We start from the raw sequence: 14,808 nt of genomic DNA, 5'->3' as shown, positions 1-14,808 counted from the left end.
AAATTAGCTCAACGTGCTTATGCACCTAAAGCGGCTAGCTTTTCTTTAAGCTCTTCTTTTGATATCAAATTCATTTCGTGTTGCTTTTTAACTTTACGGATAGTATCAAAATTATCTAATTTGAAGCGTGCTTTAGCTAGTCTCTCAGTCATTTCATCTACAGAAATCACATCAAGCTTTACTGCTTTTTCAAGCTTTTCTTTTTCTTGGTCATATTCTTTTTGAAAAAGTGCTTTTTCTTGGATTATAATTTGGTCTTTTAGCTTTTTTTCGATTTCTATCGCTTCATCTTCAAGCTCTAGTTTCTTTTCAAGTAAAGGCTCTACGCGATTCAATGATTCTTGTAATGCGGCGTCTATATTTTGACCTTCATTCTCTAATAGGTTCTCAACATATTTTTTACCAATATCTTGATAACCAATATTGAGTTGCCCTTCAATTGATGTTATTTCTGAGCGAATTGCTGATAATTTTGAATTTTCTTTAAGTGATGTGCTCATATCTGAGCTTAATTTTGACGTTGATTCGCTGATATTTGAACCAATTGATGTAGCTTGTGTTTTAATTTTGTTGAAAAGTCCCATGTATACTATTCCTTAAATCTATCATCCGATGTAGTTGGCGTCATGCCTAATCTTATTAAAGCTTCGTAAGCTTACCCATTCCTCTGACGTTTGTAAAATCGCAATTTTAGATATTAGTAATTTTCTTGTATCAAATTTTGCTCATAAAAATTATAATTACTTTATTAGATATTTGAAAAGAATGTACTTATGAGCAATGAAGATTTATTCGGAAATAACCCACTGCAAGGTGTAAAACTGGAGCAAGTTGTATCAGAGTTAGTCGATCAATACGGCTGGGAACTTTTACACGCTTATTTACAACTAAATTGCTTTAAAAATAACCCTGATATTAAATCAGCAGTTAAGTTTTTACGAAAAACTCAGTGGGCCCAAGATAAAGTTGATAACTTTTATCTTTATCGCCTAAAAAACCTACCAAAGCCTGATGACGTACAATATGAGCTCCCACCTCGTGATCGTATTATTCCTGAAGGTGATAAGCCTGGTGAACCTTGTGAACTAAGCTTTAGTGATGCAAAACGTATTCAGGCTAAAAAAGAAGCGAAAGACCGCGCTCGCACCCGTAAAAATCGCTCAAATGCAAGTAACCCTTGGGGTAACTAAGCCCTTATAATTATAAATCCGCTTTTGAATAAATCATAAAAGTCGGCAATCCTGACTTTTATGATAAGAGCAATTAAACTACTATACTTGGTGTTCGCTCAAGCTAACCAGTTTAATGCACCTCCGCTTTATTTTTAGACATAACGATTAGCACCAATCGGCTTAAATATTTAACTATTCTATCGGACTAAATAAAGCGCTAACTGCGTTAGCAATTTTCCATGTACGACTGCATGGATTCAGGAGGTAGAGCAATGCAGGAGCAATTGCCGAGAACAACACCATGTCAAAATTTCTGCCTTGTTATCACTGTATTTATCCTTCGCTATAAATGGTCATTACCTCAACACGATTGGTATAAAAACCAAATCCATCCTACATTTTATATCGCTATGCTTATTATACTGAAGCTATTGACTAGAAGCCTCTAACTTTGCGGATCACAATGCACTTACCTCTTGATTTAAACCTAGCTCTTTCTGCCTTTTTTTAGTTAACCCTAAAGAAACTAAGCGATATGATTCTTTAAGGTAATATTGAAGATCTTCTTTGTTTGTATTATTAAACTGCTGAATCCACTTCATTCCACGATTAGCAAAATATGGGGCTGGTTTATAGCCTTCACTTTCACTTAGAAAAACGAAATTTTGCTCTGAAGCTTTAAATGTAAAAGCTGGTGATTGATTATCTGACCAGCCACCTATAGCAAATACTTTACCGTCAACTTTCCAGACATGGCAATTACCCCATTGAATTATATAGGTAGTAGCTGGAAAGGATCTGCAAAACTGATTAAACTCTTCGTAGTTCATTATAAATCCTGAGCGTCATAATAAGTCACTAGAATGACTTATTTTACCTTGTTGATAAGCAAACCATAGCTGAGTTGCTATTTGGGTTCAATAACTTATACCAATCTGGATAGATATGGAGTCTATATAATGACAAAAAAATTGCGCTATAACGAGAGCCTGTTGACCTTTCGTGATTAATTTTGCAGCAATAATCTATTTGGTATTTAGGCAAGGCAGAGCCTGTGTATGTGGTTGTACCCCATGAATAGGCGATAACGCAGTATAAATGCCAAACATGCGCTGCCCAAAGGGTTGTTCCTAGGGGCGATTAACTCTTTGTTCCCTACACGGATGTAGGTAAGGGGCGTGAGCAGGACGCGGAAGCTTTGCTCGGTTTTTACTTATTCTCACATGGATGTGAGCTAGTAGAATAACGCAGGAGCAGTTATCGAGCCCGCTAGGTTACAAACCTCGCGCCGCGATTAAATCGCCCCTAGATTGAACAAATTTCAATCCACAAAGGTCAACACGCCCTAGGCAAAAAATTTTATATCTAATTGTTCTAAACAAAAATTTTTAACGAAGTTATAGTCTTGATTTAATTAGTTAAATTGTTCAAATGTTTATTCAGATTGGTATTAATAGCTTTTACGTTTTTACTTACCTTTAGTCGCTTCGTTATCCCTAAATTTAAGCTGGTACTACCTCGAAAAATCACTGACAAAAAAAACAATTTGAATTACCCTCATTTACAATCTAGTATCTAATACAGATACTAATTTAGTATCTAATATTATTATAATTTTAAGGAATGGAATAAAAATGAAAAAATTAATCTTAGCAGGAACAGTAATAGTATTATCGTGTATGAGCCACTCTGCAATATCATCAAATGGCGCTAATTTTTCTAGAGGTGATTGGGTTGTTGAATGTAGATTAGATAATGGCAGAGTTTGGCACTTTCAAAGTTCTGATTTAGGTGAGGCATTGGATAAGTCACTAGAATGCGAAGGCTCATCAACTGTATTTCAAATAAGGTTTTAAGATCTTTATTATAATAAATTGAAACTGATTCATAATTTATTAAGCCCAAATAGGCTTAATAAATTATTACGAGTCACTTAGTGAGTTGAAGTTAACCTACACTATTATATTTTTTAATTAACCCTAGGGCACCCCTTAGTTATCTTTTGGGTCAGTGGCATCACTGTCAAAACGTTTTGGATCTTTTGGGAAGTAAAATTCAGGCTGTTGATCACATAATGAAAACTCTCGAGTATTTTTATACGGTAACTTCATAAAGCCAGCAACTCCTACGTCTATAATCCCCACCGCATATTGCATCAATTTATTTAACAGCCGTTTAAATTCAGTTTCTTTGTTTGCATCCAATAAACGATAGTAATGATGTATTTTCATTCGATCTGGTAGAGCTTCAAAAATAATACACCCCGTATGATGGATCTGATTAAGCTCAAATACACATTTTATCACTTTATTTGGCAGTTTTAATTGCTCATCAGGATCTTTACCATCTTCAAAATAAGAATGCGGTCTCGTTACATCTGAACTTTTTAAATTCATAACTTCATAATCAAGTTCAGGAAGTTGTTCAAATTTAAATGCACCGGTGCCATCTCGCTCTAATTGAATCGTCTTACGTGCATCAAACAGGCAACACTTAAATAATCCTTTTTGGCTTATACCTTGCGCTAGCATCACCGTATTATTAATAGCTTGCGTGAATGCATGACCTAAATTCTTATCATGCATAATTAAAGATGATTCCACATACAACGAGTCTTCTTTCCAATGAAAGCTTAAACCTCCTACTGCGGGATATTTCGCTAATCGACTAATTGATGCTAAAAATGCTTTTTCAGTATCACCAGTATCAAATAGAAACTCTTTATAATAGCGATCAAGTTGGGCATCGTTTACATCTAATAATTGCTGATTATGATCTGCTTGGCGCAAAAATTGTTTTCGTGAGCTGTAAACAACTGTATCTGGGTGCTCATTATCACTGCCGTACCAAAATGGAATATGTGCTCTTAGCTCTTTATTTAAAGTTACTGGCGGTAAATATGCTTTTGCCATACTTGGCATGTTGCGTATAAAATAATCACCCGCGCGATCGCGTATTGCTTTGTCTTTTGACAGCATGCCATCAATTACTTTAGCAAGCTCTATAGGTAATCCTAATGAACTTGCAGGAATAACTTGAGCGCCAAACCGGCATGACTGTGCAGAAGCCAGTGCATATAAGGTAGAAGCCACCCCTTGTTCATCAAATCGTGGGGATGATTTGGCACCTGACATTTGCTCATCACCTATAAAGTACACATCCCCCATTCGCGCATTAGTAGTACTTAAATCACCAGACATTAGATCCATAAAATTACTGGCTATCGGGTTACCCGCACTGTCGACTTGGGCATACACAGAACTCCCCCAATCCACCAGCGATAACCCTTGGTTAGCTTCATCCCACACTAAGTTAGAAGGCTTGATATCACCATGAACTATAGGCTGAGGCGTTAGCCCATTTTTTTGATTACGTAGATCAATTAATACATTACGTAATTTAAGCGCAAGATCTGTAATTGCAGCAGCACTAAAACGCCCTCGTTTTAGTGATACCTTTTCTAAGTCTTCTCCTAAAGCGCGGGCCATCATTAAGATCCCTTGCTTTTTTATTCTCTCAAAAGCATAAAATTTCGGTACTAGTGGGTTATCAACCTGAGAAAGCATATACGCTTCATCTTCAAGCCTATCACGCACACTTTGAGCGAGTGTAATACGAGAAAATTTGAAAACCCAAGGTTGTTTTTTGTCATCTAGTCCTGCAAACACAAAGCCAAATGCGCCAGAGCCAATCATTTCTACATCAGAATAACCAAGTAAGGTAAGCTGTTTTATACAGATATTAAGCCATTGGCGATGTTTTTTAGCATCATGATGCGAAAGCAAATACACAGACTGCTCTTCATTGATGTAAAAATTACGGATTTCTTTGGCTTTCACTGAATATCTCAATAATGTGGTTTTTGATACGTTATGAGCTCAATTATTCTTTTTATAGCATTGAATTACAAGAAAACTCCACGACTATTTAGCACCTGCTGGCACAGCAGATTAAAAATCATTCAGCTCAGTGAGCAAATCAAGACATGACGTATGTAATCGAGCAAAATAGCAACCCCCCCTTAGTGAGACTTAAAGGTGTTAGCTTGGTTTTGTAAGGTGTAGCTAAGTATTTTATGCAGGCTTTATTAAGAGAGTCAATATAGTATATAAACCTAATTAACTGGTATTTAAACAGCTAGGGCGTGTTGACCTTTCGTGATTGATTTTGCAGCAGTATGTTTGGTATTTAGGCAAGGCAGCGCCTATGTAGTGTGGTTGTTCCCCATAAATAGGCGATAACGCAGTATAAATGCCAAACATGCGCTGCCTAAAGGGTTCTGCCTAGGGGCGATTGACTCTTTTTTGCTCGGTTTTTACTTATTCTCACATGGATGTGAGCTAGTAGAATAACGCAGGAGCAGTTATCGAGCCCGCTAGGTTACAAACCTCGTGCCGCGATTAAATCGCCCCTAGATTGAACAAATTTCAATCCACAAAGGTCAACACGCCCTAGTGCTCGCTGTTTAAATAATCAATTACATCCTCTTGTAGATCAACGTACTCATCATCATTCATATGTAAAACATCGAGTGCTTTCACCTCAATTGTATTCCATTCAGTTAAGGGGGTCCCCCGCTTAACTAAGTTGACTAAATTCTCTGACATCTTAAGGATTGCAAAGCTAATTTGCATATCACTGTCTGTAACATCGTCTAGAATACTCAAGTCATGGTGGTTGAGTATTAATTTACATATCTCTTTTGGTAAGTGCCAACTGTTTGCAAAATAATACCCAACAATCGCATGGTTTGTATTGTATAAACGCTCTTCAATCTCAGTGATACTTTCTTTACCGGATTGGTTAGATAAATGAAGTGCTTTTAAGTAGCTATCGTATTTAATAGCCATTGGCGGAACACCGCAATCATGAAAAAGACCTAAAGTGTACAAAGATTCAATGGCTATTTGCTTCTTAAATCGCTGACCAATCATCATATTTACATTAGCTATTTCTGTTGATGTGTCCCAAAATCGCTCTAAACTGATACAGCTATTTTCTGCAGCGAACATATGCTTTAATTTAAGCCCTTGTACCAGCGCGTTAACACCATCCCAACCAAGAAACATAACGGCTTGCTTAATATCTGACACAGTACGAGATAGACCATAGGCGGGGGAATTTATAATTTTTAGTATCGCTGATGAAATCGCTAAGTCTTTAACAACAACATCTGCTGCATCAGCAATAGAAGCATCATCTAGTGCTGCTAAATTTTGTAAATCACTGAGTATTTGCGGTTTTGGTGGGATAATAAAATTTCTGTTTATATCTGTTAATATTTGTTCATTAATTTCTATCATATATATTAAATCCCAAAGTCGATTATTAAATAATACCGAAGAACAAATAGAGTATTAATATTAGAAGGTGATCGAGACAATGGCAAATTGGCTTTAAATGTATAAATACAGCAAAAAAATACATGATTAGTAGCATTAGCATGGCACCCAAACAAAAATCTGTACATACAGTAAATTTGAATCGCGAGTATATTTGTACCAATCGTGTTAAGTTAATGACCATTTATAGCGAAAGATAAATACAGTGATAACAAGGTAGAAATTTTGACATGCAGTCGTACATGAAAAATTACTAACGCAGTTAGCGCTTTATTTAGTCCGCTAGAGTGGTTAAATTTTTAAGCCGATTGATATTAGCTACTGCCTTAAAAAAACGGCAAGCCAAGGCTTACCGTGTAATAATAACTATTGCTTGCTTAGCTTTACAAGCGTATACCACCATCAATTTCTACAACGCGACCGGTGAAAAAGTCATTTTCGATAATGTACTGCGCAGTATGGGCAATTTCCTCCGCTTCACCAAAACGCCCAACTGGCGTTACTGCTAACATGCGCTGCTTTGCCTCTGGTTTCATGGCGTCGGTCATTGCTGTGCGAATAACACCTGGCGCAATAGCACCCACTCGAATACCAAAACGGCCAAGTTCTTTAGCCCAGCCTGTAGTCATAGCAACAACACCCGCTTTAGATGCTGCATAGTTAGTTTGACCAATATTTCCAGCACGAGCAACACTGGACATATTTACAATCACGCCACCTTTGCCCGACTCAATCATGTGACACGCAGCTTCACGGCCCGCTAAAAACACACCGGTTAAGTTCACATCAATTACTGACTTAAATTGATCAAGTGCCATTTTAGCAACCACTTTGCCTTCTTTGGCTTTGATAAACATACCATCGCGTAAAATACCGGCATTATTAATTAATACCCCAATATGACCAAAATCATTGTTGATTGTATTAAACGTACTCACTATGGCGTCTTCATCCGTTACATTGGCAACGTATGCTTTTACAGTAGTGCCATGCCCCTCAAGTTCAGCCACTGCTGCATCAAGTAAGTCTTGCTGCATATCAATCAAGGCAATGTTAGCGCCTAATTGAGCAAATTTATGCGCCATTGCAAAGCCTAAGCCTTGTGCGCCGCCGGTGATCACTACGGTGTTGTTTTTAATTTCCACCTGTTACTCCTTTGAGAATAATTTAAATATGGCACTAAAATCATCACTGCCAGCACCTTGATGCTGCAACATAGTATAAAGATTTTTTGCCATTGACCCCATTGGGGTTGATGAATTACTTTGCTGCGCTGCTTCCATCGCAAGGCCTAAATCTTTTGCCATTAAATCAACCATAAAGCCCGGTTTATAATTGTTACTTGCGGGAGCTGTGTCCATTACGCCTGGACACGGGTTGTAAAGTTCAAGCGTCCAGTTGCGACCCGAGCTTGCCGTCATAATATCGCTCAGTACTTTTGGATCTAGACCATTATTAATACCCATTTGAATTGCTTCGCTGGTACCTGCCATTAAAATGCTCAGTAGCATGTTATTACAGATTTTTGCGACTTGCCCCGCACCGATATCTCCAGCATGAAAAATATTTTTACCCATATCAGCAAGTACAGGTTGTGCTTTAGCAAAGTGATCATCAGCACCGCCTACAATAAAGGTCAGTGTGCCTGCTGTTGCGCCTGCAACTCCACCCGATACCGGCGCATCTACAAAAGCAATGCCATGTTCACTAAGTTCAGCCCCTACTTCACGCGCCGATGCAGCATCAATGGTCGAGCAATCTATTACTAAGGTCGATTTTGCTAAAATATGTACAAGGCCAGTCTCACCTAAGTACAGTGATTTAACGTGCTTACTAGCAGGAAGCATACTGATCAACACATCAACATCACTTGCACAGTGTTTGGCGTCTGTCGCTTCAATCGCGCCCTGCTCGGCAAGTTGATTTACGACCGATTGGTTTAAATCAAACACCTTAACCTGATGGCCTGCTTTAACAAGGTTTGCAGCCATAGGGCCGCCCATATTTCCTAAACCAATAAAACCGATAGAAAGTGACATATCATTATCCTTGTGTAAGTTGTTTAAGTGGATGCGAGTCATTATCCCAGCGAGCAGTAAAGAAACTCTCAATTAATTGCGCAGGTAATTGCTCAATTGTTTTAAATTGCCAGTTGGGTGCACCGTCTTTATCAATCAGTAACGCGCGGATACCCTCTTGAAATTCACCGACTTCACCACAGCGAACCGACATAGCCAATTCCATTTGAAAACACTCGCCTAAGCTTTTACCTTTTGAGTTAGCAAGTTGGCGCTCAACTAGAGCACAACTTAATGGGCAACCATGCTTTAATGATTTTTGCGCACGTGTAATCCAAACGTCATCAGTGTCTAGGTTTAAAATGTAATTAACTTTCTCTTTTAAATCTGTAAACTCAGCGAGTTTTTGAATAGTCGCTAAATTAGCTTTTACATTTCCTTTTGGCATGCGCCCGGATATGTTATCAAGCTCGGTTAGTAATGTAGTGAGTTTATCGTGATTTAACGCAGCTGTTTTTCCCCACTTAATCGCAGCGAGTTGATCAATCATACTGTCGTACTTATCAGCTTTAACGTAGTGATCAGCCAACGATACAAACATCGCATCATCGCAATTAATAGACGCTGCGGTTAGCCCTAAAAACAAGCCAACATGCTGGGGCATTTTATGTAAAAAGTAACTTCCGCCTACATCAGGGTATAAACCAATTGTTAATTCTGGCATGGCAATACGGGATGTTTCGGTCACAACACGGTGGCTAGCACCCGCCATTAAACCAAGGCCACCGCCCATTACAATCCCGTTACCCCACACTAAGATCGGTTTGTCGTAACAATGGATTAAATGATCAAGACGATACTCTTGGGTAAAAAAATCTTCAATTAAGTTTGTCGGTTCGCCAGTTTTCATTGCGTTGTGTAAGCTAACTACATCACCGCCAGCACAAAAGGCTTTCTCCCCTGCACCTTTGAGTATAACTATGGCAATATTACTATCATCTGCCCATGCAGCTAGCTGTGGCTCTAAAAGTTTGATCATGTCAAAATTTAGTGCATTTAACGACTTAGGAGCGTTGAGTGTTGCAAAGCCAATCAAAGAGCCATTTTCTGCTCGCGCTGTTTCAAAAACAACGGGGGCATCCTGTGTGTTTAATAGCGTTAACTCAACCATTAGCCGTTCACCCAATTTGCCTTACGTTTTTCTAAGAAGGCATTCACGCCTTCTTGCTGATCTTCTGTATCAAACAAACCAACAAACAACTCGCGTTCGAGTGGTAATGCATGTGCCATGGGTTGAGTGCGACCTTTTTGTATCAACGTTTTACAAGCGCTTACAGCAACAGGGCTTTGATCGGCTACTTGGTTAGCAAGTTTAAGTGCTGCGGAAAAGCTTTCACCTTGTGGTACCACTTCTTCGACTAAACCTATTTGCAGGGCTTTATCCGCTTTTAAGCGCTCGCCACACAAAATCATCCGTTTTGCCCAGCCTTCACCAACAAGCCAAGCAAGGTTTTGTGTGCCACCAGCACACGGCAGTAAGCCAACTTTGGCCTCTGGCAATGCCATTTGTGCTTGCTCTTCCGCTATACGAATATCACACGCCAAAGCCACTTCTAAACCGCCCCCCATGGCATAGCCATTAATTGCAGCAATTGATACACCTCTAAACGCTGTTAATGCTTCAAATGCTTCGCCAAATACCTGCGACATGGTCGCTGCTACGCCTTTATCACCACCTGCGAATACATTTAAGTCAGCGCCCGCACTAAAAAACTTTTCACCTTCACCAGTGATCACTAATGAATAGACGTTTTTATTATCGTTTAGCTCATTTACCGTGTCTTTTAAGGCTATCAAGGTGTCTCTAGTCCAGGTATTCGCTGGCGGGTTAGACATGGTTAAAATCGCTACGTGGCCTTCAATGGTTAAATCAATACTTGGGTTTGACATTTCGCGTTCCTTATAGAATATCGGCTGCTGATTGCGCTAAAATACGACGAGCAATAATCACCCGCATAATTTCGTTAGTACCTTCAAGAATTTGATGAACGCGTACATCTCGTACATGGCGCTCAAGTGGGTATTCTTTGATATAACCGTAGCCACCATGAATTTGTAATGCATCATTACACACTGTAAAGCCTACATCGGTGGCAAAACGTTTTGCCATGGCGCAATAAGTGGTTTTTTCACTGTCGCCTGAATCGAGCTTAAACGCTGCTAATCGCACCATTTGGCGCGCTGCAACAAGTTCAGTATTCATATCGGCTATTTTAAATTGCAGTGCTTGAAACGCAGCCAGTGGTTTACCAAATTGCTCGCGTTCTTTTAAATATTCACGGGCTGTTTGTAGTGCGGCTTGGGCAGTGCCAATTGAGCAGGTTGCAATGTTGATGCGTCCGCCATCTAGGCCTTGCATTGCAAATTTAAAGCCTTCTCCCTCAGCGCCTAATAAGTTGTGTGCGGGTATGCGTACATCTTCAAAACTAATTAAGCGTGTAGGTTGTGCGTTCCAGCCCATTTTTTCTTCAGCTTTGCCATATTCAACACCTTTAGCATCAGCAGGGACTACAAAAGCAGAAATACCGGCAGCGCCATCACCGCCTGTACGTGCCATAACTACCAATACTTCGGTTTCACCTGCGCCAGAGATAAACATTTTTGAGCCGTTGATCACGTATTCGTCGCCATCACGCACCGCTTTGGTTTTCAATGATGCAGCATCTGACCCAGAGCCTGGCTCTGTTAAACAGTAAGACGCTAGTAACTCGCCCATTACCAGTTGGTCACAATATTGCTCTTTAGTTTGCTCAGTTCCAAAACTTGCGATCATCCAAGTGGCCATATTATGAATGGTCAACATCGCAGTGGTTGCTGTACAGCCCATCGCAAGCTGTTCAAAAATAATGCTTGAATCTAAACGCGATAAACCTAAACCTCCTGCTTCCTCTGGCGTATAAAGACCACAAAACCCTAATTGACCTGCGGCTTTAATGGTGTCTTTTGGAAAAATATGTTCGCGGTCCCACTTTGCTGCGTGTGGAGCGAGTTCTGATTCAGCGAATTGGCGAGCGGTTTGTGCAAATGCTTGTTGATCTTCAGTTAAATTAAAGTCCATAGCAGGCCTCTTATTTATAATTTGTTGTCGGTAAAATCTATTCGTGAAGAGCAGCGAAGGCTAAAAATGTGCCCGCCTTCGCGCCCCTCTTTTTTATTATGTGGAGTAAGTTAAATTAATTACTTAAGGTTGATACTCATATTAGGGCCTGACGCAATATCGTCTTCAAACCAGCGTGAGGTAATGGTTTTAGTTTCAGTGTAAAAACGAATGCCTTGTTTACCGTAAGTATGCGTGTCACCGTAAAAAGAACCTTTCCAACCAGTAAATGAGAAGAACGGCAGTGGCACAGGAATTGGCACGTTAATACCTACTTGCCCTACTTCAATTTCGTGTTGGAACTTACGCGCAACAGCGCCACTTGAGGTAAATAACGACGTGCCGTTACCAAATGGCGAATCATTAATAAGTGCAATGGCTTCATCTAGTGAATCAACAAACATACATGCCAGTACAGGACCAAAGATTTCTTCTTTGTATAAATCCATGTCAGTCGTTACATCAGTAAATAAGGTAGGTCCTACCCAGTTGCCTTGCTCAGAACCTACAACAGTAAAGTCAGAACCATCAATTAAACACGTTGCACCTTGTTCTTTACCTTGGGCAATCAATGATAAAATACGCGCTTTGGCAGCCGGTGATGTTTGCGGGCCGTATGCCGCATCTTTATCATCCCATACACCTGGACGAACATTAGCAAAACCTGCTTTAATGTCGTCAACCCAGTCTTTTGCTTGACCAACGAATACCGCCACTGAAATTCCCATACAGCGCTGACCTGCAGCACCAACAGAGGCACCAACGAGATTATTTACCACGTGCGAACGACTAGCGTCAGGCATGATCACCATGTGATTTTTTGCACCCACACACGCTTGTACACGCTTTAAATTTGCAGTGCCTTTAGAGTAAATGTATTCACCTACACCACAAGAACCCACGAATGAAATTGCGCGCACAGCTGGATCTTCTAATAAACGGTCGACCTGTGGCTTAGTACCATGTACCACTTGTAATACGCCTTTTGGCGCGCCCGCTTCAATAAACAGCTCGGCTAAACGCATAGGCGTTAGTGGATCTTGTTCAGACGGTTTTAAAATAAAGGTGTTACCGCACACAATCGCCAGTGGAAACATCCACAGTGGGATCATTGCAGGGAAGTTAAACGGCGTAATACCTGCGCATACACCCAGTGGTTGCATATATGAATATGTGTCGATTTTACGTGCCACATTCTCCATCGTCTCACCCATCATTAATGAGGGTGCATTCGCTGCTTGCTCAACCACTTCAATACCGCGCCAAACATCACCTTTAGCGTCTTCAAACGTTTTACCAAGCTCATGACAAATGATGGTCGCTAATTCGTCATGATGCTCTTTTAATAACGCAGCATATTTCATCATAATGCGCGCACGCTCAGTGATTGGTACGTCTTTCCACGTTTTAAAGGTGTCTTTAGCTGATGTAATCGCTGCATCCATTTCTGCGTCTGTAGCACACGGAACTTGCGCTAACACTTCTTGGTTTGCTGGATTAATAACATCAATAAGTTGATCTGATGTTGATTGAATAAATTCGCCGTTAATCAGTAATGGTACTTGGTGCATAACGCACTCCTCCCCAGAGGGTAATTGGTTAAGCCGCAGTAGTTATTATTAAAAGAGCCTGCGGCTGTGAGAGTTTAAGTTTTTTAAAAATTAGAGTGTTTCGACTGCTAAGGCTACCGCTTCACCGCCACCAATACATAAAGAGGCAACGCCTTTTTTAAGGCCGCGATTTTTAAGTGCGTGAATAAGGGTAACTAAAATACGCGCACCGCTGGCACCAATAGGATGACCCAGTGCACAGGCACCGCCATTAACGTTAACTTTGCTTTCATCAAGTTTTAACTCGTTGATAGCAAGCATAGTAACCATGGCAAAGGCTTCATTAATTTCCCAAAGGTCAACGTCGTTCGTTGTCCAGCCTGCTTTTTCAAGTAAGCTATTCATAGCGCCAACAGGCGCAAGTGTAAATTCACTTGGTTTTTGTGAGTGTGTGCTGTGCGCTACAATACGACACAGTGGCGTCAGCCCTTGTGCTTTAGCATGTGATTCACTCATCAAGATAAGTGCAGCGCCACCGTCAGAGATTGACGATGAATTTGCAGCAGTAATAGTGCCGTCTTTTTTGAATGCAGCACGTAGACTTGGGATTTTTTCTGGGCGTGCATTACCTGGTTGTTCGTCAATGCTAACTGTCACGTCACCTTTACGGCTACTCATAGTATGCGGTGTAACTTCGCTATCAAAATCACCATTTGCAATCGCTGCATTGGCTTTACTAAGCGAGTTAAGTGCAAACGCATCCATTTGTTCACGGCCAATACCGTATTCATCAGCAGTATCTTGAGCAAAACAGCCCATCGCTTTATTATCGTAGGCGTCTTCTAGGCCATCACTCATCATGTGATCTTTAATTTCACCGTGACCCATACGCATACCGCCGCGTGCCTTTGGTATAAAATACGGCGAATTAGTCATGCTTTCCATGCCACCTGCAATCGCGCTATTAATTGAACCCGCTTTAATTAAATCATGCGCGAGCATCGCCGCTTTTAAACCTGACCCACATACTTTATTAATTGTGGTAGCACCCGTGCTACGCGCAAGGCCTGCTTTTAACATGGCTTGACGTGCGGGTGCTTGGCCTAAACCGGCTGGCAATACACAGCCCATAATGACTTCATCAATAGCATTATCGCTTAATCCCGTATCAGCAAGCGCGCTGGCAATGGCTGTTGCACCTAACTCAGTGGCATCTGCACCGCTAAGGGCACCCATAAAACCACCCATCGGGGTACGTTTTGCTGCTACAATAACAACGGCTTCGGTAGTCATAAAAAAGGCTCCATTTTATAATTGGCAATATTCATGTGTGAGCGATAAGCCAAACACTGTATTTATAATCTGCTTATGAGCATACATAATATTTACGTTTACGCCAACGTAAATCTAAAATCAAGATTTATACGCTCAACAAAAGTGTAAACATATCTTTATTTTTCTGTAGTTCAATACAAACAGTGTAGCTTCAACCCCTGCTATAACTGATAACTGCCTTCAATACACTGCACATTATATTAGTCTAAAGTATAAGTTCTACAATCCACTTTA

At 40.3% G+C, this 14,808-nt stretch carries 13 protein-coding genes; 2 read left to right on the top strand and 11 right to left on the bottom strand.

From position 1 onward, the window contains the following. Window positions 1–17: 17 nt before the first annotated feature. Window positions 18–584, bottom strand: coding sequence for a hypothetical protein (locus HH219_RS01105; RefSeq protein ID WP_054453531.1), 567 nt, complete (start codon window positions 582–584; stop codon window positions 18–20). A 189-nt stretch (window positions 585–773) separates the two neighbouring features. On the opposite strand from HH219_RS01105, the gene HH219_RS01100 reads away from it, so the two are divergent. Next, window positions 774–1,190 (top strand): VF530 family DNA-binding protein, encoded by a 417-nt coding sequence (locus HH219_RS01100; RefSeq protein WP_169326378.1) that lies wholly within the window; start codon window positions 774–776, stop codon window positions 1,188–1,190. A gap of 440 nt (window positions 1,191–1,630) precedes the next feature. Here the strand turns inward: HH219_RS01100 and HH219_RS01095 are convergent, their stop codons facing one another. After that, the gene (locus HH219_RS01095; RefSeq protein ID WP_054204563.1) at window positions 1,631–2,002 is read right to left on the bottom strand and encodes an MmcQ/YjbR family DNA-binding protein; all 372 of its coding nucleotides are present in this window, start codon (window positions 2,000–2,002) and stop codon (window positions 1,631–1,633) included. Between the two features lie 804 nt (window positions 2,003–2,806). Between HH219_RS01095 and HH219_RS01090 the strand changes: the two genes are divergently transcribed. Next, the gene (locus HH219_RS01090; protein ID WP_064435465.1) at window positions 2,807–3,028 is read left to right on the top strand and encodes a hypothetical protein; all 222 of its coding nucleotides are present in this window, start codon (window positions 2,807–2,809) and stop codon (window positions 3,026–3,028) included. Window positions 3,029–3,163: 135 nt separating this feature from the next. On the opposite strand, the gene HH219_RS01085 is transcribed toward HH219_RS01090, so the two are convergent. The 9 genes from HH219_RS01085 to HH219_RS01045 form a co-directional block, all read right to left on the bottom strand. Next, window positions 3,164–5,011, bottom strand: coding sequence for a phosphotransferase (locus tag HH219_RS01085; RefSeq protein WP_054203675.1), 1,848 nt, complete (start codon window positions 5,009–5,011; stop codon window positions 3,164–3,166). 612 nt (window positions 5,012–5,623) lie between these two features. Beyond that, window positions 5,624–6,475: an HDOD domain-containing protein gene (locus HH219_RS01080; protein WP_054203674.1), complete on the bottom strand. Its 852-nt coding sequence runs from the start codon at window positions 6,473–6,475 to the stop codon at window positions 5,624–5,626. Window positions 6,476–6,897: 422 nt separating this feature from the next. Next, entirely contained in the window at window positions 6,898–7,659 is a 762-nt protein-coding gene (locus HH219_RS01075; protein ID WP_169326377.1) for an SDR family oxidoreductase, read from the bottom strand. A 3-nt stretch (window positions 7,660–7,662) separates the two neighbouring features. Continuing rightward, window positions 7,663–8,553 carry a 3-hydroxyisobutyrate dehydrogenase gene (gene mmsB / locus HH219_RS01070; RefSeq protein ID WP_054453511.1) on the bottom strand — a complete coding sequence of 297 codons (891 nt, stop codon included), beginning with the start codon at window positions 8,551–8,553 and terminating at the stop codon, window positions 7,663–7,665. A gap of 4 nt (window positions 8,554–8,557) precedes the next feature. After that, window positions 8,558–9,703 carry an enoyl-CoA hydratase/isomerase family protein gene (locus HH219_RS01065; protein WP_169326376.1) on the bottom strand — a complete coding sequence of 382 codons (1,146 nt, stop codon included), beginning with the start codon at window positions 9,701–9,703 and terminating at the stop codon, window positions 8,558–8,560. Then, the gene (locus tag HH219_RS01060) at window positions 9,703–10,482 is read right to left on the bottom strand and encodes an enoyl-CoA hydratase (RefSeq protein ID WP_169326375.1); all 780 of its coding nucleotides are present in this window, start codon (window positions 10,480–10,482) and stop codon (window positions 9,703–9,705) included. The genes HH219_RS01065 and HH219_RS01060 overlap by 1 nt, the downstream gene beginning before the upstream one ends. 10 nt (window positions 10,483–10,492) lie before the next feature. Continuing rightward, window positions 10,493–11,650: an acyl-CoA dehydrogenase family protein gene (locus tag HH219_RS01055; RefSeq protein WP_054203669.1), complete on the bottom strand. Its 1,158-nt coding sequence runs from the start codon at window positions 11,648–11,650 to the stop codon at window positions 10,493–10,495. A 119-nt stretch (window positions 11,651–11,769) separates the two neighbouring features. Further along, window positions 11,770–13,260: a CoA-acylating methylmalonate-semialdehyde dehydrogenase gene (locus HH219_RS01050; protein ID WP_169326374.1), complete on the bottom strand. Its 1,491-nt coding sequence runs from the start codon at window positions 13,258–13,260 to the stop codon at window positions 11,770–11,772. 90 nt (window positions 13,261–13,350) lie between these two features. Then, the gene (locus HH219_RS01045) at window positions 13,351–14,532 is read right to left on the bottom strand and encodes an acetyl-CoA C-acyltransferase (protein ID WP_169326373.1); all 1,182 of its coding nucleotides are present in this window, start codon (window positions 14,530–14,532) and stop codon (window positions 13,351–13,353) included. Window positions 14,533–14,808: the final 276 nt, after the last annotated feature.

It is taken from the genome of Pseudoalteromonas sp. NEC-BIFX-2020_015 (assembly GCF_012952265.1).
GTDB classification, from domain to species: Bacteria; Pseudomonadota; Gammaproteobacteria; order Enterobacterales; family Alteromonadaceae; genus Pseudoalteromonas; species Pseudoalteromonas neustonica.
This window is presented reverse-complemented; position numbering and strand designations above follow the sequence as displayed.

Bases quoted from the DNA above. Each gene is read 5' to 3' on its own strand.
- HH219_RS01105 (WP_054453531.1), bottom strand. From the start codon at position 584: ATGGGACTTTTCAACAAAATTAAAACACAAGCTACATCAATTGGTTCA.
- HH219_RS01100 (WP_169326378.1), top strand. From the start codon at position 774: ATGAGCAATGAAGATTTATTCGGAAATAACCCACTGCAAGGTGTAAAA.
- HH219_RS01095 (WP_054204563.1), bottom strand. From the start codon at position 2,002: ATGAACTACGAAGAGTTTAATCAGTTTTGCAGATCCTTTCCAGCTACT.
- HH219_RS01090 (WP_064435465.1), top strand. From the start codon at position 2,807: ATGAAAAAATTAATCTTAGCAGGAACAGTAATAGTATTATCGTGTATG.
- HH219_RS01080 (WP_054203674.1), bottom strand. From the start codon at position 6,475: ATGATAGAAATTAATGAACAAATATTAACAGATATAAACAGAAATTTT.
- mmsB (WP_054453511.1), bottom strand. From the start codon at position 8,553: ATGTCACTTTCTATCGGTTTTATTGGTTTAGGAAATATGGGCGGCCCT.
- HH219_RS01065 (WP_169326376.1), bottom strand. From the start codon at position 9,703: ATGGTTGAGTTAACGCTATTAAACACACAGGATGCCCCCGTTGTTTTT.
- HH219_RS01060 (WP_169326375.1), bottom strand. From the start codon at position 10,482: ATGTCAAACCCAAGTATTGATTTAACCATTGAAGGCCACGTAGCGATT.
- HH219_RS01055 (WP_054203669.1), bottom strand. From the start codon at position 11,650: ATGGACTTTAATTTAACTGAAGATCAACAAGCATTTGCACAAACCGCT.
- HH219_RS01050 (WP_169326374.1), bottom strand. From the start codon at position 13,260: ATGCACCAAGTACCATTACTGATTAACGGCGAATTTATTCAATCAACA.
- HH219_RS01045 (WP_169326373.1), bottom strand. From the start codon at position 14,532: ATGACTACCGAAGCCGTTGTTATTGTAGCAGCAAAACGTACCCCGATG.